21 protein-coding genes are annotated in these 19,227 nt (G+C 67.1%); 10 read left to right on the forward strand and 11 right to left on the reverse strand.

What is annotated here, in order from left to right; all coding sequences use genetic code 11:
* Nucleotides 1-14: 14 nt before the first annotated feature.
* The 3 genes from ATO3_RS03740 to prfA form a co-directional block, all read right to left on the reverse strand.
* Nucleotides 15-770, reverse strand: coding sequence for a DUF4167 domain-containing protein (locus ATO3_RS03740; protein ID WP_088648434.1), 756 nt, complete (start codon nt 768-770; stop codon nt 15-17).
* A 364-nt stretch (nt 771-1,134) separates the two neighbouring features.
* Entirely contained in the window at nt 1,135-1,971 is an 837-nt protein-coding gene (gene prmC / locus ATO3_RS03745; RefSeq protein WP_233152016.1) for a peptide chain release factor N(5)-glutamine methyltransferase, read from the reverse strand.
* Nucleotides 1,968-3,017 carry a peptide chain release factor 1 gene (prfA, locus tag ATO3_RS03750; RefSeq protein WP_088648435.1) on the reverse strand — a complete coding sequence of 350 codons (1,050 nt, stop codon included), beginning with the start codon at nt 3,015-3,017 and terminating at the stop codon, nt 1,968-1,970. Before prfA ends, prmC begins: the two co-directional genes overlap by 4 nt.
* A 61-nt stretch (nt 3,018-3,078) precedes the next feature.
* On the opposite strand from prfA, the gene ATO3_RS03755 reads away from it, so the two are divergent.
* The gene (locus tag ATO3_RS03755; protein WP_088648436.1) at nt 3,079-3,399 is read left to right on the forward strand and encodes a hypothetical protein; all 321 of its coding nucleotides are present in this window, start codon (nt 3,079-3,081) and stop codon (nt 3,397-3,399) included.
* Here ATO3_RS03755 and ATO3_RS03760 read toward each other — a convergent pair.
* The 4 genes from ATO3_RS03760 to ATO3_RS03775 all read right to left on the reverse strand — a co-directional run bounded on the left by ATO3_RS03760 (nt 3,346) and on the right by ATO3_RS03775 (nt 6,932).
* Nucleotides 3,346-3,738: a DUF1499 domain-containing protein gene (locus tag ATO3_RS03760; RefSeq protein ID WP_088648437.1), complete on the reverse strand. Its 393-nt coding sequence runs from the start codon at nt 3,736-3,738 to the stop codon at nt 3,346-3,348. The two genes, ATO3_RS03755 and ATO3_RS03760, sit on opposite strands and share 54 nt — an antisense overlap.
* A gap of 70 nt (nt 3,739-3,808) precedes the next feature.
* Entirely contained in the window at nt 3,809-4,756 is a 948-nt protein-coding gene (gene speB / locus ATO3_RS03765) for an agmatinase (protein WP_088648720.1), read from the reverse strand.
* Nucleotides 4,753-5,715, reverse strand: coding sequence for an agmatinase (gene speB / locus ATO3_RS03770; RefSeq protein WP_088648438.1), 963 nt, complete (start codon nt 5,713-5,715; stop codon nt 4,753-4,755). Before speB (ATO3_RS03770) ends, speB (ATO3_RS03765) begins: the two co-directional genes overlap by 4 nt.
* A 53-nt stretch (nt 5,716-5,768) precedes the next feature.
* Complete coding sequence (locus ATO3_RS03775) at nt 5,769-6,932, reverse strand: M20 aminoacylase family protein (protein ID WP_088648439.1); 1,164 nt, start codon at nt 6,930-6,932, stop codon at nt 5,769-5,771.
* Nucleotides 6,933-6,996: 64 nt separating this feature from the next.
* Here ATO3_RS03775 and mazG point away from each other — a divergent pair, with 64 nt between their 5' ends.
* Nucleotides 6,997-7,866 carry a nucleoside triphosphate pyrophosphohydrolase gene (mazG, locus tag ATO3_RS03780; protein WP_158217902.1) on the forward strand — a complete coding sequence of 290 codons (870 nt, stop codon included), beginning with the start codon at nt 6,997-6,999 and terminating at the stop codon, nt 7,864-7,866.
* Between the two features lie 10 nt (nt 7,867-7,876).
* Here mazG and ATO3_RS03785 read toward each other — a convergent pair whose 3' ends face one another.
* Nucleotides 7,877-8,755 carry a hypothetical protein gene (locus ATO3_RS03785; RefSeq protein ID WP_143747215.1) on the reverse strand — a complete coding sequence of 293 codons (879 nt, stop codon included), beginning with the start codon at nt 8,753-8,755 and terminating at the stop codon, nt 7,877-7,879.
* 109 nt (nt 8,756-8,864) lie between these two features.
* On the opposite strand from ATO3_RS03785, the gene ATO3_RS03790 reads away from it, so the two are divergent.
* Genes ATO3_RS03790 through ATO3_RS03800 form a run of 3 tightly spaced genes read left to right on the forward strand, consistent with a single transcriptional unit; the run spans nt 8,865 to nt 11,707 of the window.
* Nucleotides 8,865-9,818 carry a nucleoside hydrolase gene (locus tag ATO3_RS03790; RefSeq protein ID WP_088648442.1) on the forward strand — a complete coding sequence of 318 codons (954 nt, stop codon included), beginning with the start codon at nt 8,865-8,867 and terminating at the stop codon, nt 9,816-9,818.
* On the forward strand, nt 9,815-10,267 hold the full coding sequence (locus tag ATO3_RS03795) for a GNAT family N-acetyltransferase (RefSeq protein WP_088648443.1): 453 nt from the start codon (nt 9,815-9,817) through the stop codon (nt 10,265-10,267). The genes ATO3_RS03790 and ATO3_RS03795 overlap by 4 nt, the downstream gene beginning before the upstream one ends.
* Nucleotides 10,268-10,288: 21 nt before the next feature.
* Entirely contained in the window at nt 10,289-11,707 is a 1,419-nt protein-coding gene (locus tag ATO3_RS03800; protein ID WP_088648444.1) for a protein adenylyltransferase SelO, read from the forward strand.
* 18 nt (nt 11,708-11,725) lie between these two features.
* Here the strand turns inward: ATO3_RS03800 and ATO3_RS03805 are convergent, their stop codons facing one another.
* A complete protein-coding gene (locus ATO3_RS03805; protein ID WP_088648445.1) occupies nt 11,726-12,601 on the reverse strand; it encodes a DMT family transporter in 876 nt (291 codons plus the stop codon).
* 212 nt (nt 12,602-12,813) lie between these two features.
* On the opposite strand from ATO3_RS03805, the gene ATO3_RS03810 reads away from it, so the two are divergent.
* Nucleotides 12,814-13,224 (forward strand): Fur family transcriptional regulator, encoded by a 411-nt coding sequence (locus ATO3_RS03810; RefSeq protein ID WP_088648446.1) that lies wholly within the window; start codon nt 12,814-12,816, stop codon nt 13,222-13,224.
* Here the strand turns inward: ATO3_RS03810 and ATO3_RS03815 are convergent.
* Nucleotides 13,221-14,273, reverse strand: coding sequence for an AbrB family transcriptional regulator (locus ATO3_RS03815; protein ID WP_088648447.1), 1,053 nt, complete (start codon nt 14,271-14,273; stop codon nt 13,221-13,223). The two genes, ATO3_RS03810 and ATO3_RS03815, sit on opposite strands and share 4 nt — an antisense overlap.
* 130 nt (nt 14,274-14,403) lie before the next feature.
* On the opposite strand from ATO3_RS03815, the gene ATO3_RS03820 reads away from it, so the two are divergent.
* On the forward strand, nt 14,404-15,282 hold the full coding sequence (locus tag ATO3_RS03820; protein ID WP_088648448.1) for a DMT family transporter: 879 nt from the start codon (nt 14,404-14,406) through the stop codon (nt 15,280-15,282).
* An 89-nt stretch (nt 15,283-15,371) separates the two neighbouring features.
* Here ATO3_RS03820 and ATO3_RS03825 read toward each other — a convergent pair whose 3' ends face one another.
* Nucleotides 15,372-16,772, reverse strand: coding sequence for a PAS domain-containing protein (locus ATO3_RS03825; protein ID WP_143747216.1), 1,401 nt, complete (start codon nt 16,770-16,772; stop codon nt 15,372-15,374).
* Between the two features lie 137 nt (nt 16,773-16,909).
* Between ATO3_RS03825 and eno the strand changes: the two genes are divergently transcribed.
* Genes eno through ATO3_RS03840 form a run of 3 tightly spaced genes read left to right on the forward strand, consistent with a single transcriptional unit; the run spans nt 16,910 to nt 19,124 of the window.
* Nucleotides 16,910-18,187 (forward strand): phosphopyruvate hydratase, encoded by a 1,278-nt coding sequence (gene eno / locus ATO3_RS03830; protein ID WP_088648450.1) that lies wholly within the window; start codon nt 16,910-16,912, stop codon nt 18,185-18,187.
* Nucleotides 18,188-18,196: 9 nt separating this feature from the next.
* Nucleotides 18,197-18,715: a GNAT family N-acetyltransferase gene (locus ATO3_RS03835; protein WP_088648451.1), complete on the forward strand. Its 519-nt coding sequence runs from the start codon at nt 18,197-18,199 to the stop codon at nt 18,713-18,715.
* Nucleotides 18,705-19,124: a cupin domain-containing protein gene (locus ATO3_RS03840; protein ID WP_088648452.1), complete on the forward strand. Its 420-nt coding sequence runs from the start codon at nt 18,705-18,707 to the stop codon at nt 19,122-19,124. Before ATO3_RS03835 ends, ATO3_RS03840 begins: the two co-directional genes overlap by 11 nt.
* Nucleotides 19,125-19,227: the final 103 nt, after the last annotated feature.

Genomic DNA, 19,227 nt, shown 5'->3' on the forward strand with positions numbered 1-19,227 from the left:
TCGCACGACGGGCGTCAGCCCGCCGCGGCCGTGCTTGGCGGTGCCTGGTCGTCGCCCGGCGTCTCGGACGAAGAGCCATTGTCGGCGCCCGCATCCTTCGACCCGGCATTTTTCGCCGCGCTGGAGCGCGAGCGGGATCTCGTCGCGGGCTTCGCCTCGGCCTTGTCGGATTTATCGTCCGACTTGGTCTCGCCGCTGTCGCCCTCGGCCTTCTTCGCCGTGGGTTTCTTGCGCGTGCTGGTGCTGCGCGTGCCCGAGGATTTGGACCGGCTCGAGGTCTTTTTCGGTGCGCTTTCCGGGGTTTCCACAAGCCCGCTGTCCGCATCGGCGGTGTCGTCCTGGGACGACATCACGTCGATGACATCGGGCTGCGGCGCCTCGGCCGGGTCGGACGACGCGGGGGCGGAGGACCGCCCGCCCGAGCCGTTGGAATCCCGTTCCTGGCGCTCGGCGCGTTCCCGGTCGCGTTCGGCCTGGCGTTCGCGGTTCTGCCGCTCCTGCTCTTCCCGGCGCTGGTCCTGCTCGCGCTGCGCTTCGCTCAGCAAGCGCAGGTAATGCTCGGCGTGCTGCTGAAAGTTCTCGGCAGCAACGCGGTCATTACCCAGCTGGGCATCGCGGGCAAGCTGGTTGTATTTCTCTATGATCTGTTGCGGGGTGCCGCGCACCTTGCCTTCGGGGCCCGAGCTGTCGAACACGCGGTTGACAACGTTCCCGCCAGAAGGACGGTTGCGGCTGGATTTTGACCGCGAACGTGATTTGGACGATCTCATCTATATGCTGTCAATTTTTTTCTACCGTGTGTCGACCCGCTTCGCGCCTCGCGCGCTCTGAGTGTTCCAGGTCGACGACTTGTTGGCTTGGCGTTGCGCGGGAGCGTAGGAAGCATCCAGCGCAGCAACATCCCCGACTAAGCATGTCCCGGCGGCCGAAACAAGTCCCCCATGGCCACAATCCGGCCTTTTCCTTTCAAATCGGCGTATTTTCCGGTGTCGACCTCGGGTAAACTGGCCCCAAAAGGCCGCTCAATTCCCGGCAACGGGCGTGATTGTTTCGACGGAGTCGCGGGGTTTCCGGGCCGGGACTGCGGCGCAGTCTTCGCGGCACGCAGGCTTGCAGGGTCGCGCTTGGGGGCATTCAGCCCAGGCCGCAGGCCCGGATCACCCGGTCGCGCCCGTCGAGGTCGGGCAGGATCTCGACCTCTCCGAAACCGGCGTCGAGACAGATCTCGGCCACCGACTCTCCCTGGGTCGGGCCGATTTCCATGATCAGGCGGCCGCCGACGGCCAGGTGTCCGGCCGCATCGGCGCAGATCGCGCGGTAGGCCCCAAGCCCGTCGCCGCCATCGGTCAGCGCCATGCCGGGTTCGTGGTCGCGCACCTCGGGCGCCAGATCGGACATTTCCGACCGCGCGATATAGGGCGGATTCGACACGATCAGGTCAAAGCGCCCGTCGACATGGGAAAACCAGTCCGACACGACGATCCGCGCGCGTTCCTGCACGCGGTGCAGCACCGCGTTGGCGCTGGCCTGCAGGCAGGCGGCCTCGCTCAGGTCCACGCCCATGCCGCGCGACGCGGGGCGTTCGGCCAGCAGCGTGACCAGGATACAGCCCGACCCGGTCCCGAGATCCAGCACCTTGTCATAGGGTTCGGCCAGCGCCGCCTCGATCAGCGCCTCGGTCTCGGGGCGCGGATCCAGCACGTCGCGGCTGATCTTGAAGCGGCGGCCGTAGAAGGCGCGTTCGCCCACCAGGTGCGACACCGGCACCCGGACCGAGCGCAGGGCGATCAGCCGGTCGTAGCGCTCGGCGATTTCGGGCTCCAGGTCCTCGGGGGCGATCAGGGTGACGCGCGCGGCTTCGATCCGGGCAGCATGGGCCAGCAGCAGCCGGGCATCGCGCGCCGGATCCTGCACGCCGGCGGCGCGCAGCCGCGCGGTGGCGGTGGCCATGGCTTCGGCGGCCGTGGTCATGTGCCCATCTCCGCCATGCGCCGCGCCTGGTCGTCGGCGATCAGCGCGTCGATCACCTCGTCCAGGTCGCCGCCCATCACCTGGTCAAGCTTGTAGAGCGTCAGGTTGATGCGATGGTCCGTCATCCGGCCCTGCGGGAAATTGTAGGTCCGAATCCGTTCCGACCGGTCCCCGGTGCCCACCTGCGCCGCCCGGTCGGCGGAGCGTTCGGAGGCCAGCCGCTGGCGTTCCCGGTCATAAAGCCGCGCGCGCAGCACCTGCATCGCCAGCTCGCGGTTGCGATGCTGCGATTTCTCGGAGCTGGTGACGACGATCCCGGTGGGAATATGGGTGATCCGCACGGCGCTGTCGGTTGTGTTCACGTGCTGCCCGCCGGCGCCGGAGGCGCGCATCGTGTCGATCCGGATGTCCGCGGGGGCGATGTCGATATCCACGGCCTGCGCCTCGGGCAGGACCGCGACGGTCGCGGCCGAGGTATGGATGCGCCCGCCGCTTTCGGTCGACGGCACGCGCTGCACCCGGTGCACGCCGCTTTCGAACTTCAGCCGGGCAAAGACCCCCTCGCCCTTCACATGGGCGGTCATTTCCTTGATCCCGCCCAGCTCGGTCGCCTGTTCGTCAATGATCTCGAAGGTCCAGCCATGCGCGTCGGCATAGCGTTGATACATGCGCAGCAGATCCGCGGCGAACAGCGCGGCCTCGTCCCCGCCGGTGCCCGGCCGGATTTCCAGCATGGCGGGCCGCGCGTCGGCGGCGTCCTTCGGCAGAAGGGCCACCTGCAACGCCTTTTCAAGCTTCGGCAGCTTCGCGCGCAGGATCGGCAGCTCTTCCTCGGCGAGCGCCTTCATGTCGGGATCGTCCAGCAGCGCCTCGGCCTCTTCCAGGTCTTCGCGCAGCCCGCGCCACAGGGTGATCTGTTCGACCACGGGCTTCAGCTCGGAATACTCGCGGGCCATTTCGACGATATCGCCGGACCCGTCGGCCATGGCGGCCTCGAGATACTGGAACCGCTGGGAAATCTGTTCAAGACGTTCTTCCGGGATCATTGACGTTCTCTGTGCCATCGCCGGGCTTTGGTCAAGGGCTCGCCCGTGGTAGCGTTCCGTCATGAAGATTTCATGTGCGATCCTGCTTGGCGTGCTTGTCGCGGGGCCCCTGGCCGCCGACGTGACCGGGCCGGGCGGCAAGAAGATCGATTGCTATTGCACCGATCAAAGCGGTGGCCGGATCGAGCTGGGCGAGATGATCTGCCTGCATGTCGACGGCACGATCTTTACCGCGCAATGCCAGATGTCGCTGAACGTACCGATGTGGCGCAAGGTGCAGGACGGCTGCACCACCGCGCGGCTGACCGCACCGATGTCAAAGCCGATATCAAAGCCGGGCGATCCACCCGTCGACCCTGGCCTTGTTGACGCCAAGATCTGACGACCCGAAGCGCTGGCGTGCGTAGATCAGCAGCGTGTCGCCGTCCTGCTTCGCCGTGGTGTAGTCGGGAAAGCCCCAAAACTTGGACCGGGTGATGAAGGTCATCATCCCCTCGCCCACCGATCCGGCCAAAAGCACGGTGCGCGGCGTGGCCAGCGCCACCTCGGCCAGCCGGGCCAGGCCTTCGGGGCCGGTGGGCACCACCCGTTCGACGCCGTTGGCCATGTCGGTGTCACGGGTGACATCCGGCATGTCGTGCCAGACGGCGGGATCGCTGGGCGCGAGGCGGACATAGCCGACCACGATGGCCAGCACGGCGATGATGATGATGAAAACCATGAGGTATCTTGCCATTGGTCTGACTGGTTGTCCGTTTCCGGTCCGCCAGTCGCAGGTCGCCGGCAGGATGTTATCTGTAGGTCACTCCCGGCAGGACGCAGAGCAGTTCGAACAACAGGTTTGCGGCCGTCAAAGCGGTATTGCCCGACGGATCGTAGGGTGGCGACACTTCGACCATGTCGCATCCCACGATGTTCAAACCACGCAGCGCGCGGATCAGTTCCATCGCCTGTGCCGTCGTCAGCCCCCCGATCTCGGGCGTGCCGGTGCCCGGCGCATAGGCCGGATCAAGACTGTCGATATCATAGGAGACGTAAACCGGAGCTTCCCCGATGTCGCGGCGTATCTCCGCACCCAGGGGCGACAGCGACCTGTGCCAAAGCTCGGGGGCCACGAACTGCTGGAATCCCCAGCCCTGTGCCTCGGTGAAATCGGTGGCGGCGTAGCCGGTGCCGCGCAGGCCGATCTGGTAGGTTTTCCGGGGGTTTATAAGCCCCTCCTCGTAGGCGCGGCGGAACACGGTGCCATGGGTCTCGCGCTCTCCGAACATCTCGTCGTTGACGTCGGCATGGGCGTCCACATGCACCAGCGCGACCGGCCCGTGACGTTCTGCCACGGCCCGCAGGATAGGCAGCGTCAGCGAGTGATCGCCGCCGATCGCCATGGGAATCACGCCCGACGACAGGATCATCGCATAGCTTTCGCGGATGATTCGCAGGCTGTCGGGAAGCGAGAAGGTGTTGATCGCGAGATCCCCGATATCGGCCACGTTCAGGCTGTCGAACGGCGCGGCGCCGGACTGGATATTGTAGGGCCGAATCATCGCGCTTTCGGCGCGCACCTGTTTGGGCCCGAACCGCGTGCCCGACCGCCACGAGGTGCCGATATCCATCGGAATGCCCAGGATCGCCACGTCGACCCCCTCCAGCACGCCGGCCTGGGGCAGCCGCATGAAGGTGTTCGGCCCCGAGAACCGGGCCAGGTCGTTGCCGGAGATCGGTTGGTTCGGTGTACTCATGTGCGCGCGTTCCATCCCAGAAGGCAGATGATCTCGACCGCCACATGGGCGCCGGCGATCGCCGTGGCCCCGGTGGTGTCGAAGGGGGGCGAGACCTCGACCACGTCGCCGCCCTTGATGTTGATGCCGGCCAGGTCGCGCAGCAGGATCGCCGCCTGCCCCGAGCTGAGCCCGCCCCAGACCGGCGTGCCGGTGCCGGGCGCGAAGGCCGGGTCGAGCCCGTCGATGTCGAAGGTCAGGTAGACGGGTCGGTCGCCGACGATCTCCTTCGCCGCCTTCGCAATATCCGAGGGGCCGCGCTCATGCACGCTGCGCGCGTCGAAGGTGGGCACGCCCAGATTGTCGGGGTTGTGGGTCCGGATGCCGATCTGGACCGAGGTCGCAGGGTCGATATAGCCGCATTTGACCGCCTTGTAGAACATCGTCCCGTGGTCGATCCGGGACATGTCGTCATCGGCCCAGGTGTCGGAATGGGCGTCGATATGGATCAGCGAGAGCGGCCCGTATTTTTCGTGCATCGCCCGCAGGATCGGGAAGCTGACGTAATGGTCCCCGCCCAGCACCACGGGCGCCGCACCGGCCTGCAAGATCGTTCTGACATGATTTGTCAGAGCGTCAGGAAAGGCCGGAACATTGGCATAATCGAACGCCAGGTCGCCGTAATCCACGATCGCCAGCTCGGAAAACGGGTCATAGCCCCAGCCATGCGGCGCATCCGGCGCCTGCAGGGCCGAAGCCTCGCGGATCGCGCGGGGCCCCAGGCGCGTGCCGGGCCTGTTGGTGACGGCCTGGTCGAAAGGCACGCCCGTCACGGCAACATCCACCCCGGACAGATCCTTGCTGTAGCGTCGCCGCATGAACGAGGTCGCCCCGCCAAAGGTGTTCTCGAACGACGGGCCTTTCAGATCGTCGCGGGTGAAGGCCTGATCGACCTGGTGCTTTGCGTCTTCCAAGCTCATGTCACGGATGCCTCTTCATCTGTCGGGGAATGGCGGATCGGAACGGTGCCGAGTCAGGCCGCCGGCTGCGCCCGCTCGACGAGCCGGGCGAAAAACGAGGCGCCCACCGGCGCCACCGCGTCGTTGAAATCATATTCGGGGTGATGCAACCCGGCGCCGCTTCCCTGCCCGAGGAACAGGTAGGCCCCCGGCCGGGCCTGCAGCATATAGGCGAAGTCCTCGGCGCCCATTTCGCGCCCGGCCTCGGCCTCGACCTGCGCGGCGCCCGAAACCTCGCGCGCCACCTCGGCGGCAAAGGCAACGCGGCCCGGGTCATTCACCGTGGCCGGGTAGCCCATGACATAGTCGAACTCGGCCTCCACCTCGAAGCTGGCGGCATGGCCGGCAACGATGGCCTGCATCCGCCGGCGCACCATGTCCTGCACCTCGGGATCGAAGGTGCGGATCGTGCCGTTCATATAGGCCCGGGCGGGGATCACGTTGTCGGTTGTACCGGCGTGGATCTGGGTGATCGAGATCACCAGATCATCGCGCGCGGCGACATTGCGGCTGACGATGGTCTGGAAGGCCTGGCCGATCGCCATGGCCGCGACGATCGGATCGCGCGTCTCCTGCGGCATGGCCCCGTGACCTCCGACGCCCTTCAGGTGCAGCTCGAACGTGTCGACCGCCGCCATGATCGGCCCCGGCGTGGTGCAGAAACTCCCCTCCGGCAGGCCCGGCGCGTTGTGCAGCCCATAGACCTCGTCGATCCCGAAACGTTCCATGATGCCCTCGCGCACCATGACATCGGCGCCGCCGCCGTTCTCTTCGGCCGGCTGAAAGATCAGCGCCACACGGCCCGAGAAATTCCGCGTCTCGGCCAGGTATTTCGCGGCGCCTAGCAGCATGGTGGAATGGCCGTCATGGCCGCAGGCATGCATCCGTCCGGGATGGTTGGAGGCATGGGCCGCGCCCGTGGCCTCCTCGATCGCCAGGGCGTCGAAATCGGCGCGCAGGCCGATGCAGGGCCCCGGCCCCTGCCCTTCGATGATCGCAACGATTCCAGTCTGCGCGATGCCCTCGTGAATCTCGTCCACGCCGAAGTCGCGCAGACGCGCGGCCAGGAAGGCCGCCGTCAGCGGACAGTCGAAGCCCAGTTCGGGGATGCGATGCAAATGCCGGCGCCAGGCTGTCATCTCCGCGGCGAAATCGGCAATTCTGTTGACAACAGGCATGGCATTTGTCCCTCGGGCGGCGCTAGGAATGGGCGCATCTGACACCGAACCGAAGGCCGCCGCAATGCCCGATGACGCCCCGCACCCCAGGCCCGATGCCGCGCCCACCGAGGAGCTGATCCACGACCGCGACGCCGGGATCGAGCGGCTGCTGGAGATCATGCGCCGCCTGCGCGACCCCGAAACCGGCTGCCCGTGGGACATCGAACAAAGCTACGCCACCATCGCCCCCTACACGATCGAGGAGGCCTACGAGGTCGCCGACGCCGTGGAACGCGGCGCCATGGACGAGCTGGAGGGCGAGCTGGGCGACCTGCTGCTGCAGGCGGTCTATTTCGCGCAGATGGGCGCCGAGGACGGGCATTTCACCTTTCAGTCGGTGGTGCGCAGGGTCGCCGACAAGATGGTCGCGCGCCATCCGCATGTCTTCGGCAATGAAAGCCGCGACAAATCCGCCGAGCAGCAGACCCGCGACTGGGAAACGATCAAGGCCGCCGAACGGGCGGGCAATGCACAGAAGGGTGCGCTGGACGGGGTGGCGGTGCACCTGCCTGCCCTGCTGCGCGCGCTGAAGCTGCAGAAACGCGCCGCCCGCGTCGGCTTTGACTGGGCCGATACCGGCGACGTGCTGGCCAAGATCACCGAAGAGGCCGCCGAGCTGGCCGAGGCCCGCGATACAATGGGCCCCGACGAGATCGAGGATGAATTCGGCGATCTGCTCTTCGTCATGGTCAACCTCGGCCGCCACCTGGGCCTGGATCCGGAAGCCGCCCTGCGCCGGACCAACGCCAAGTTCACCCGCCGCTTCGAGGCCGTCGAGGCGCGGCTCGCCGAACGCGGCCGCAGCCCGGCGACCAGCGATCTGGCCGAGATGGACGCGCTGTGGGATGCGGTGAAGGCACAGGAGAAAGCGGCGAAGGCCTCCCGGGGCTGAGCCGCCGGTCTCAGGCCATCTCAACCCCGTCCATCGCCGCGATCCGGTCGAGGTCGCGCGCGTAGCGGTCGCGCAGGACGGCCCGGTCGGCCTCGGTGAACCGGGTGAGCCCGAGGTCATCGCGCTCTTCGGCATATCTCCTGACAACCTCCTGCCATTGCTCGCGGCTCAGCGTCTCACCCGCCCGATACCGGTCCTGCAGCGCGGTGATCCCCGCATCCGTGGCGCTGAGGTTCAACTGCGCCTCCGGCTCGTTCAGATCCGCGCCCGCAAGGTCTGGCAGGAGCCGTGTCAGGAGTTCGCGGCTGCTGCCGCGCGCCTCATAGGGCAGCAGCACCATCCGCGCGGGCCTCAGGATCTCGCGCATCTCCGCCATCAGCTCGGGCCAGCCACGGTCCATGTCCAGGAAACGCGGGGCAAGGGACTGAAAATCCTCGACCTTGTTGTCTTCTGCCCGCTTCCGCCAGGCCGAGGCGAAGATCTCGTCATAAGAGCGCAGGACGTAGAGCAGGTGCAGTTCCGCGTCCTCCAGCCCCTCGCGCAGGCAGCGAAGGCGCATGGCGGAGGCTGGCAGGAAGCGGCCCTGGAAAAAATGGAACATCCGCCCCGGCACGTTCTCTTCCGAGATCACCAGTGCGCGGCCGGGATCGGGGCTGAACTGCTTCACCGCGCCCCGGACCGAGCCCGCGAAACGCCCCATCCGCGCGCCCTCGTGGCGCGGCGCCGGCAGGCGCAGCCTAAGTTGACCGCCCGGCACGCCGTCGCGGCCGGGATAGGCGACGTCATATCCATGAGCCTCCAGCACGGCCCGGTTGTCATGCAGACACAGCTGGAAGGAGCTCGACCCGGTCCGATGGGCGCCCGCATGTAGGTAGATCCGCTTGGCCATTCCGGTCCCTTTCAGCGCGACGATGCGCATTTCACCGGGCCGGGGCAATGGCTGCTGGACAATGTGTCCGGGCCTTGTCACTTTCCGACCTCACCGACCCGGAGCATCCATGTCCCCCAGTACTTCTCCCCGCAAGATCATCATCGACACCGACCCCGGCCAGGACGACGCCGTCGCGATCCTGCTGGCGCTGGCCAGCCCCGAAGAGATCGAGGTGCTGGGCCTCACCGCCGTGGCCGGCAACGTGCCGCTGCCCCTGACGGCGCGCAATGCGCGCATCGTCTGCGAACTCGCCGGCCGCCCCGAGATCCGCGTCTTCGCCGGCTGCGATGCCCCGCTAAAGCGCAAGCTGGTGACGGCCGAACACGTGCACGGCAAGTCCGGGCTGGACGGGCCCGAGCTGTCCGAGCCGACCATCGCGCTGGAAGACCAGCACGCGGTCGGTTTCATCATCGAGACCCTGCGCAACGAGCCCGCCGGCACGGTGACGCTTTGCCCGCTGGGGCCGCTGACCAACATCGCCAAGGCATTTGCCAGCGCTCCTGACATTGTCGAGAAGGTGCAGGAGATCGTCCTGATGGGCGGCGCCTATTTCGAGGTGGGCAACATCACCCCGGCGGCCGAATTCAACATCTACGTCGATCCGGAAGCCGCTGATATCGTGTTCAAATCCGGCGCGCCGATCGTGGTCATGCCGCTGGATGTGACGCACAAGGCGCTGGTGACGTCCGAACGCAACGACGCCTTCCGCGCGCTTGGCACGCCCGTGGGCCTCGCCGTGGCGCAGATGACCGATTTCTTCGAACGTTTCGACAAGGAGAAATACGGCTCCAACGGCGCGCCGCTGCACGATCCCTGCGTGACCGCCTACCTGCTGCAGCCCGATCTCTTCTCGGGCCGGCGCATCAATGTCGAGATCGAGACGACATCCGAGCTGACGCTGGGCATGACGGTCGCCGATTGGTGGGGCGTCACCGACCGGCCCGCCAATGCGACCTTCATCGGGGATCTCGACGCGGACGGCTTTTTCGCCCTGCTCACCGAGCGCCTGGCCCGGCTGTGAAGGCCGCGCTGCACCTGGCGCAGACGCCGGATGCCGACCGGCTCGAGGCGCTTGTCGCCGCCTGCCACGCCGAAACCGGGATCACCCAGACCGAAGAGGAGCGCCGCGCGGCGCTCCTTCCACTTCTGGAAGGCTCTCCCCATGGTGCCATCTACCTGATCGGCCCGGCACGGGCACCGGTGGGCTATATCGTCCTGACATTCGGCTGGTCGCTGGAGGCCGGCGGGCTCGAAGGCTATGTCGCAGGGCTATATATCCGCCCGCCGGTGCGCGGCCGTGGTCTCGCGACCGAGGTGCTCTTTACACTGCCCCCGGCACTGGCCGAGGCCGGGTTGCGCGCGCTTCACCTGCGACTGCCGGCCGGGGCCGACAGCCTGCACCGGCTCTGCGCCAAGGCTGGATTCCGCGACGAAGACGCTTACATGATGGTCAAGAGACAGCTCTCCTGACAGGAACGACAACAGCACCTCATGTCCTTGCACTTTCCCTTCGACAATACCTATGCCCGCCTGCCCGAAGGCTTCTTTTCGGCCCAGTCGCCGACGCCGGTGTCGTCCCCGGACCTCATCGCCTACAATCAGCCGCTGGCCGATCTGCTGGGCATAGGCCGCGCCGATCCGGGGGAGCTGGCCGAGATCTTTGCCGGCAACCGCGTCCCCGAGGGCGCCGAGCCTCTGGCGCAGCTTTATTCGGGCCACCAGTTCGGCCAGTACAATCCGCAGCTGGGCGATGGCCGCGCCGTCCTGCTGGGCGAGATCGTGGGCTCCGACGGCATCCGCCGCGACATCCAGCTGAAGGGCGCCGGCCGCACCCCCTATTCACGCGGCGGTGACGGGCGTGCCTGGCTGGGACCGGTGCTGCGCGAATACATCGTGTCTGAGGCGATGCATGCGCTGGGGATCCCCACGACACGTGCTCTGGCTGCCGTTTCCACTGGCGAGCCGGTCTACCGCGAACGGGTGTTGCCCGGCGCCGTGCTGACCCGTGTTGCCAAAAGCCACCTGCGCGTCGGCACCTTCCAGGTCTTTGCCGCACGAGGAGAGCTCGACCGCCTGCGCCAGCTGACCCAATACGCCATCGACCGGCATTACCCCGACGCCGAGGGCGCCATGGGCCTGCTGGCCGCGGTGCGCGATGCGCAGGCGCAGCTGGTGGCGCAATGGATGGCCGTGGGGTTCATCCACGGGGTGATGAACACCGACAATTGCGCGATCTCGGGCGAGACGATCGACTATGGCCCCTGCGCCTTCCTCGACACCTATCACCCGCAGACGGTGTTTTCCTCGATCGACCAGTTCGGCCGCTATGCCTATGGCCAGCAACCGGAAATCGCCGCCTGGAACATCGCCCAGCTGGCCACCGCGCTGATCCAGCAGATGGAGGATCCACAAGCCGCCGTCGGCGAGGCGACCGAGATCGTCCATGCCATGCCCGACCTGGTCCGCGATCACTGGTCGCGCCTCTTCCGCGCCAAGATCGGCCTTGGCACCGCCGAGCCCGACGACCTGGAACTGATCGCCGATCTTTTGCGGCTGTTGGCCACCGACAAGGCGGATTTCACCAATACCTTCCGGGGCCTCGCCACCGGCACCGCCCGCGACCAGCTGACCGACATGGCGGCCTTCGACGCATGGGAGGCCCGATGGCAGGCAAGGCTGGACCGCGAGGTCGCGCCGCTGGCGCGCATCCGCTCGGCCAACCCGGCCTTCATCCCGCGCAACCATCGCATCGAAGAGGCGATCTCGGCCGCGCTCGAGGCGGATTTCGCACCGTTCGAGCGACTGATGGCGGTCCTGGCCCATCCCTACGATGACCAGCCCCACGCGCAGGATCTCGCCGCGCCGCCGACCGCGGACGAGGTGGTACAGGCGACCTTCTGCGGCACCTGACATTTCAGGACAAAAGTGTCAGCGGCGGTTGATCAGCGTGATCCCCGCCGCGACCAGCACAAGCGCGCCCCAGACCTGCGGCTGGATTTGCTCGTCCAGCAACAACCAGCCCAGCAGCACCGCCAGAACCGGCGAGAGGAAGCTGAACGAGGCGACATCGCTGGAGCGGTAGACCGCCAGTAGCTTGAACCACGCCAGAAAACCCAGGCCCACGACGCAGACGAACTGGAACGTGAGCCCGGCGTAGTGGATCAGCCCCGGATCGCGCAACAGCGTCCCGAACAGCGGCGAAAGACCAAGCAGCACGACCGCCGACACCACCACCTGGCAGAGCAGCTGCACCTCGGGCGGCGCGGTGCCAAAGGGCGTGATCCGCACCAGCAGCGCGATGGCCGCCCAGCTGAGGGCCGCGCAGAGCGCCAGCAGGTCACCGCCCAGGTGCGCTCCGCCTTCGGGCCGGGTGAACAGCGCGGCCGCGACGCCCGCCATGGCCAGCACCAGCCCCAGGGACCGGATCCGTGTCAGCCGCTCGCCCGGCAGAAGGAAATGGCTGGCCAGCGCCATCCAGACCGGCATCGAATAGAAGATGACCGAGGACCGCGCCACGGTGATCGTGTCCAGTGCGGTGAACAGGCAGAGGAACTCGACCGCAAAGATCACCCCTGCCAAGATCCCCCAGGGCAGCACGCGCCGGTCGATCCGCAGCGGCACGCCGAAGGTCAGGATCCAGGCCAGCACCACCAGCGACGCGCCGACCGAACGCAGAGCGGCCTGGAAGACCGGCTCGAACCCGCCGCCGGTGACCTTGACCACCACCTGGTTGAAGGCCAGCAAAGCCGCAAACCCGATCAACGCGATCGCGCCCCTGGTATCAACTGGGCGTCTCTCCTCCACGCGCGGCTCCTCTCTGCGCCGCGTCGCGGGCGCCCTTGCTTCGCGCGGCCAAGGGAGGCCGGGCGCGTCCCGGTGTCAAGGCGGCCGGTCGGTGCGATGCGCGGGACCGGGCCGGAGATATCGAATACCGGAACTTGCCCGTTGGCAGAGACCGGTCGAACAGGCTACACCGCCTAGACCTGTAAACCTCCCCGTTGCAACCGGCCGCCCGCATGACCGACACCATCATTTCCCGCTGCGAGGCCAAGGGCCTGCGCATGACAGGCCAGCGCAGGATCATCGCCCGGGTGCTGGAGCAAAGCGACGATCACCCCGATGTCGAACAGCTCTATGCCCGCGCCGTGGCCACCGATCCGCAGATCTCGATCGCCACCGTCTACCGGACCGTGAAGCTTTTCGAAGAGGCCGGGATCCTGGAGAAGCTGGAATTCGGCGACGGCCGCGCGCGCTATGAAGATGCCGACCGGGATCACCACGATCACCTGATCGACCTGTCGACCGGAGAAGTGATCGAATTCGTCGACCCCGAAATCGAGGAATTGCAGGAGCGCATCGCGCGCAAGCTTGGCTATGAACTGCGCGGCCACCGGCTCGAGCTCTACGGCGTGCGCAAGAAGCGCTAGGCCCGGGCCCGGCGACCGGCGCGGGCCAGGAAGAGCGGGACCAGAACCGTCAGGATCAGCAGCCGCATCAGGTGGCACGCAGCGACCAGCCCGGGATTCGCCCCCAGAACGGCGCCAAGCGCGATCATCATCTCGAACCCGCCGGGGGCAAAGCCCGCGACCGTGCCCATGAACGGCATGTCGAGCCAAAGCGCCACGGGAAAGGCCGCCGCGGCGGCGAAGACCGATCCGATCACCGTCGTTGCCAGGCCGGCGCCCATCGCCTGCACGATCGCGCCCGGGCGGACGCCGGTAAAGCGCGTACCGATCAGCGTGCCGAGCACGATGAAGCCCACGGTCGCGACCCCGGGGCTCAGCCCGCCATGGATCCAGCCCAACCCGTGCGCCACGGCCGAAACCACCATCGCGCCGATGATCAGCGCCGCCGGCATGTGCAGCCGTGCAAGCCCCCACCCCGCGGCGCCGGCCACGAGTATCAGCGCCGCGAAAGGCAGCGGCGCCATCGGCGCCTCGCTCGACACCGCGCCCAGCGTGACCTGGATCCCGAAGACCAGGGCGAACATCGGCACGGCCAGGCTCATCGTCAGCAACCGCAGCGATTGCACGATGGTCACCCGGGCCATGTCCACGTTCAGGCTGGTGCCCAGCCCGATGACGAAGCTCAGATGCCCCGGCGTCGCCGCCAGAACCGCGCCGCGCCTGTCGAAATCGAAGAACCGGCACAGCACCCACTGGCTGACCGCCATGGTCGCCACCAGCCCGACGGCGAGCACGACGATGGCCAGCGGCCAGCGGGTCAGCGCCTCGGTCGTCTCGTCGGTGACGATCGCGCCAAGCCCGGTCCCCACCACAAGGAAGGCCGCGGCCCGGATCAGCGGGATCACGTCCAGTCGCAGGCCCCAGAGGCTGGCAAGCGTGACCGCCACGGCGGGGCCGGTCAGGGCGGGGGCGGGAAAATGGATGAGCGCGCCGAGCCCGGCACCGGCGGCCCCGATCCCCAGGGTCAGCACGGTCTGGCTCAGCTCGGGGAACGTCGGCAACCATCGCATGCCATCGTGCTAGCAGGCCCCGTGGGGAACCGCCATAGAACAGCGCGCAAGGCCGGGTTTCGCAAATGCCGCTTGCGTCTTTCGCAGGCTTGGATAGACGCCCCCGAGGGGCGGGCGAAAGGGACGGACCATGGACAATGCGCGCGGCGCGGCGCTGATGACCGTCGCCATGCTGGGCTTCGCGGTCGAAGACATGTGCGTGAAGCTGATGTCCGGCCTGCTGCCGACCTGGCAGATCATTCTGTTCCTGTCGCTGGGCGGCGCGGTGATCTTTGCCGCGCTTCTGTTGCGCCAGGGCCGCGGGCTGATCACCGCCGAGATGTTCGTGCTGCCGTTGCATCTGCGCAATCTGGCCGAGGTTCTGGGCAGCATCTGTTTCGTCACCGCCCTGTCGATGGCGCCGCTGTCTAGCGTCTCGGCGATCCTGCAATCGACGCCGCTTCTGGTGACCTCGGGCGCGGCGCTGTTCCTGGGCGAACAGGTCGGCTGGCGCCGCTGGAGCGCCGTGGTCGTGGGGTTCTTCGGCGTGATGCTGATCGTGCGGCCGGGGACCCAGGCCTTCGATCCCGCGGCGCTTTTCGCGTTGGCCTCGGTCGTGGCGTTGGCGGTACGCGAGCTTGCCACGCGGCGGGTGCCCGCGACCGTCAGTTCCCTGCAGGTCAGCTTCTTCGCCTTCCTGGTGCTGGTGCCCACGTCGGGGATACTCGCCCTGATCACGGGCGCGCCCTATGTCGCGCCGCCGCCCGAAACCTGGCTGCTGATCGGGCTGGCGATGGTGCTGGGCGTCGCGGCCTATTACGCCGTGGTGGCCGCGATGCGGGTCGGAGAGGTCGCCTTTGTCACGCCCTTCCGCTACTCGCGCCTGGTGTTTGCGCTGGTGCTGGGCGGGGTGGTCTTTGCCGAGCGGCCCGACCTGCCGATGCTGGCCGGTGCGACCCTGATCGTCGGCTCGGGCATATTCACCTTCTGGCGGGAACGACAGGTCCGACATATGCGCCGGGCGCCGTAGGTACTCCACCAGGGCCCCGCCCACATATGGACCCGCAACTGGGCCCCGAGCATAGTCTTGTCCGCCCCAGCCCGGCCCCGACCAGGTCCCTACCAGGCCCCGTCCATGGCGCCGGCCTCCGGCCGCGCCCGGGGCGCCGTCTTGGCCGACGTCGCCGCCGCATGCGCGGCGGTCCCGCCTTTCAGACGCGGCTCCCTCGCGGCCTTGCGCCGGTCGCTGTCGCCACGCGGCTTCATCTCGTCCGGCGTGTCCGAGAAATTCGCCGCCAGCTTTATCATCAACCGATGCGCGTTGCGGCACTCGGTGTCGATATTCTCGATACAGCCCATGACCTTGGTCTGGAATTCCAGCAACCGCCGCACGATGTCTGCAATGCCGCCCGAATCTCCGGACAGGCCCGCCTCCTCGATCCGGCACATCACCCGCGCCACCGCCAGCCCCGAGACGATCCGCTGGAGCTGGTGCACCTGGGTCACAAGGTCTTCCGTCCGCTTCAGCATCACGTCGGCGCGGGCGCCGAAATTCCGGGTATGCGGCTGGATGATCTTCGCCTCCTGCTCCATCGAGACCCCGTCGGGCAGGCTGTTCTCTTCCTCGAAGCGGCGGAACGCCTCGTGCAGCAGGGACACGGCGGCCAGTCCGAAGGAATCCTCGTCCAGCACCCGCAACAGGTCCTGATAGATGCCGCTCATGGTCTTGTTGGCGGCCTCGATATCCTTCGTGAGCACGTCGTAATTCTGCGAGATGATCTGGATCGTGATCGCCTTGTCCCCAAAGCGCGTGGCCTGGATGCGCAGGTTCGTCGGCGTGCCGCGAATGCTTTCGAAGGTGGCGCCGATATCGGCCAGTTCCTTGCCGATCTTCAGCACGCAGCCCTTCAGCTCTTCCAGTCCCCGCAACACCGGATCGGGCTTGCGCCCCAGCGCCACCCGGCGTGCGGCGATCTCGCTGCGGACCCAGGCGGCCATGGCATCGCGGTAGGACGTGCAGCCGAACTTCCCGAGGGAACCGTCGAGCGCCTCCAGCCCCTCTTCGATCGAGGCGCCGTTGCGCTCGGCCTCGACCAGTTCCGCATACATGCCACGGATGCGGTCGAAGACATTGCTCGTCGGTTTGAGCCGGACGGACACGTACCCGCCCTCGACCGGAAGGGCGATGGCGAAGACCCAGTAATACCGCCCCTGCTTCGACCTGTTCTTCACGTAGGCGCCGACCGGCCGTCCGTCTTTCAGCGTGTCCCAGAACAGGCGGAATATGCACTTGGGCATGTCCGGATGCCGGATCACCTTGTGCGGGGCGCCAAGGATCTCGTCCCATTCGAAGCCCGAAAGGCGCTGGAACGTCTGGTTGCCGGACAGGATTACACCGCGCTCGTCGGTGCGCGACATGAACAGGTCGTCGATTCGGAAATCCGACACCTCCTGGTCCGTGAGCGTCTTGTCCTTGAACGTCGTGTCCTTGAACGGTGTCTTCGGCGCGCTGTCGGTCAAGATCGTCCCCAAAAGCTGGCATTACCCTTGGCGGGATAGCTACACGTCATTCGCTAACGCTCCCTTACCGGCCGTGGAAATTGCGGGGCGCGCCGAAACCCGTTAGAGCGGTGGCGAGCCAGGGACTTGGAGTGAGCATGAGCACCATCATCGACATTTTCGCCCGCGAAATCCTCGACAGCCGGGGCAACCCGACCCTCGAGGCCGAAGTGACGCTGGAAGACGGCACCACGGGCCGGGCCGCCGTGCCCTCGGGCGCCTCGACCGGCGCCTACGAGGCCGTCGAGAAGCGCGACGGCGACGCCGCCCGCTACAAGGGCAAGGGCGTGCTTGAGGCCGTCGCCGCCGTCAACGGCGAGATCGCCGAGGCGCTGGTGGGCTTCGACGCCACCGAGCAGGTCGCCATCGACACCACGATGATCGAACTGGACGGCACCGACAACAAGGCCCGGCTGGGCGCCAACGCGATCTTGGGCGTTTCGCTCGCCGTGGCGCGCGCGGCGGCGGATTTCTCGGCCATGCCGCTCTATCGCTATGTCGGCGGCACCTCGGCGCATATCCTGCCGGTGCCGATGATGAACATCATCAACGGCGGCGAACATGCCGACAATCCGATCGACATCCAGGAATTCATGATCATGCCGGTCTCGGCCCCCACGATCCGCGACGCGGTCCGCATGGGGTCCGAGGTGTTCCACACGCTGAAGAAGGAACTTTCGACCGCGGGCATGTCCACGGGCCTCGGCGACGAGGGCGGTTTCGCGCCCGAGCTGGGATCGACCCGCGAGGCGCTGGATTTCATCCTGAAATCGATCGAGAAGGCCGGCTACAAGCCGGGCGAAGAGATTTACCTCGCGCTCGATTGCGCGGCGACGGAATACTTCAAGGACGGCAAGTATGTCCTTTCCGGTGAAGGCAAAACGCTCGATGCGGCCGAGAACGTCGCCTACCTCGAAGCGCTGGTGAAGGACTATCCGATCATCTCGATCGAGGACGGCATGTCCGAGGATGACTGGGACGGCTGGAAGATGCTGACCAACGCCATCGGCGACAAGGTGCAGCTGGTCGGCGACGACCTCTTCGTGACCAATCCCCTCCGCCTCGCCGACGGTATCAGGAAAGGCTGCGCCAACTCGATGCTGGTGAAGGTGAACCAGATCGGCTCGCTGACCGAGACGCTTCGGGCGGTCGATATGGCCCACCGTGCCGGCTATACCAACGTGATGTCGCACCGCTCGGGCGAGACCGAGGACACCACGATCGCCGATCTCGCCGTGGCGACCAATTGCGGTCAGATCAAGACCGGTTCGCTGGCGCGCTCGGACCGGCTGGCGAAGTACAACCAGCTGATCCGCATCGAGGAAGGGCTGGGCGAGGTCGCCGAATATGCCGGCACCTCGATCCTGAAGGGCTGAGCGCCGGCGGTGCTGACGATCGAGGACCCGCAAGGCCCGGAGGCGCTCGACGCTGTCCGGGCCCTGTGCTGGGACTACCTCGACGTGCTGCGCGGTCTCGGCGGCATCGACGCCGAGATCGTGACCCAGGCCTATCCGCCCGAGAAATACGCCGCGATCATGGAGAACCTGGCGCTTGAACATGCCCCGCCCGCCGGCGGCATCCGTCTCGCCCGGCTGAACGGGCGACCGGTGGGCTGCGGCATGTTCCACACGCTCGCTCCCGGCACGGCCGAGATCAAGCGCGTCTACGTGGCGCCCGCCGCCCGTGGCACCGGCGCCGGCCGCGCGCTGATGGAAGAGCTCATCGCCACCTGCCGCGCCTCCGGCTTCGAGCGCATCCTGATGGACACCGGCCGGCCCCTCGTCGCGGCGCAGCGGCTCTACGACGCCCTCGGCTTTCGCCGCCGCGGCCCGTACCAGGAGATGCCCGGCTGGGTACGCGACAACCTGATCTACTTTGAAATGGAGCTCGCCGATGACCGCTGACGACATCATCGCCCACCTCGGCCTGACCGCCCACCCCGAGGGCGGCCATTACCGCGAAACCTGGCGCACCGGGGGCGACGGCCGCCCCCATGCGACCGGCATCTACTTCCTGCTGAAGGCCGGAGAGCGCAGCCACTGGCACCGGGTCGATGCGGACGAGGTCTGGCTCTACCATTCCGGCGCGCCCCTGACCCTGTCGATCGCCGCCACCGAAGCCGGCCCGGCGCAGGATCACACCCTGTCCCCCGATCTCGCGACCGGCGCGCCTCAGGTCGTTGTACCGAAAGACCACTGGCAGGCCGCCGAAACCACCGGCGACTGGACGCTGGTCAGCTGCGTGGTGGCCCCCGGCTTTTCCTTCGACGGCTTCCTGCTGGCCGAACCGGACTTTGACATCCCCAGGGCCTGAGCCCCGACCGGGCCGGCATCCTTCCTCGACCCCGGTCGCAGGAGTATTTTACCCAAGGTGAAGACAGGGGGGCAGCGCCTTCGGCCTGACTTCCTCGACGTGT

It is taken from the genome of Marinibacterium profundimaris, assembly GCF_002210095.1.
Taxonomy (GTDB): Bacteria; Pseudomonadota; Alphaproteobacteria; order Rhodobacterales; family Rhodobacteraceae; genus Marinibacterium; species Marinibacterium profundimaris.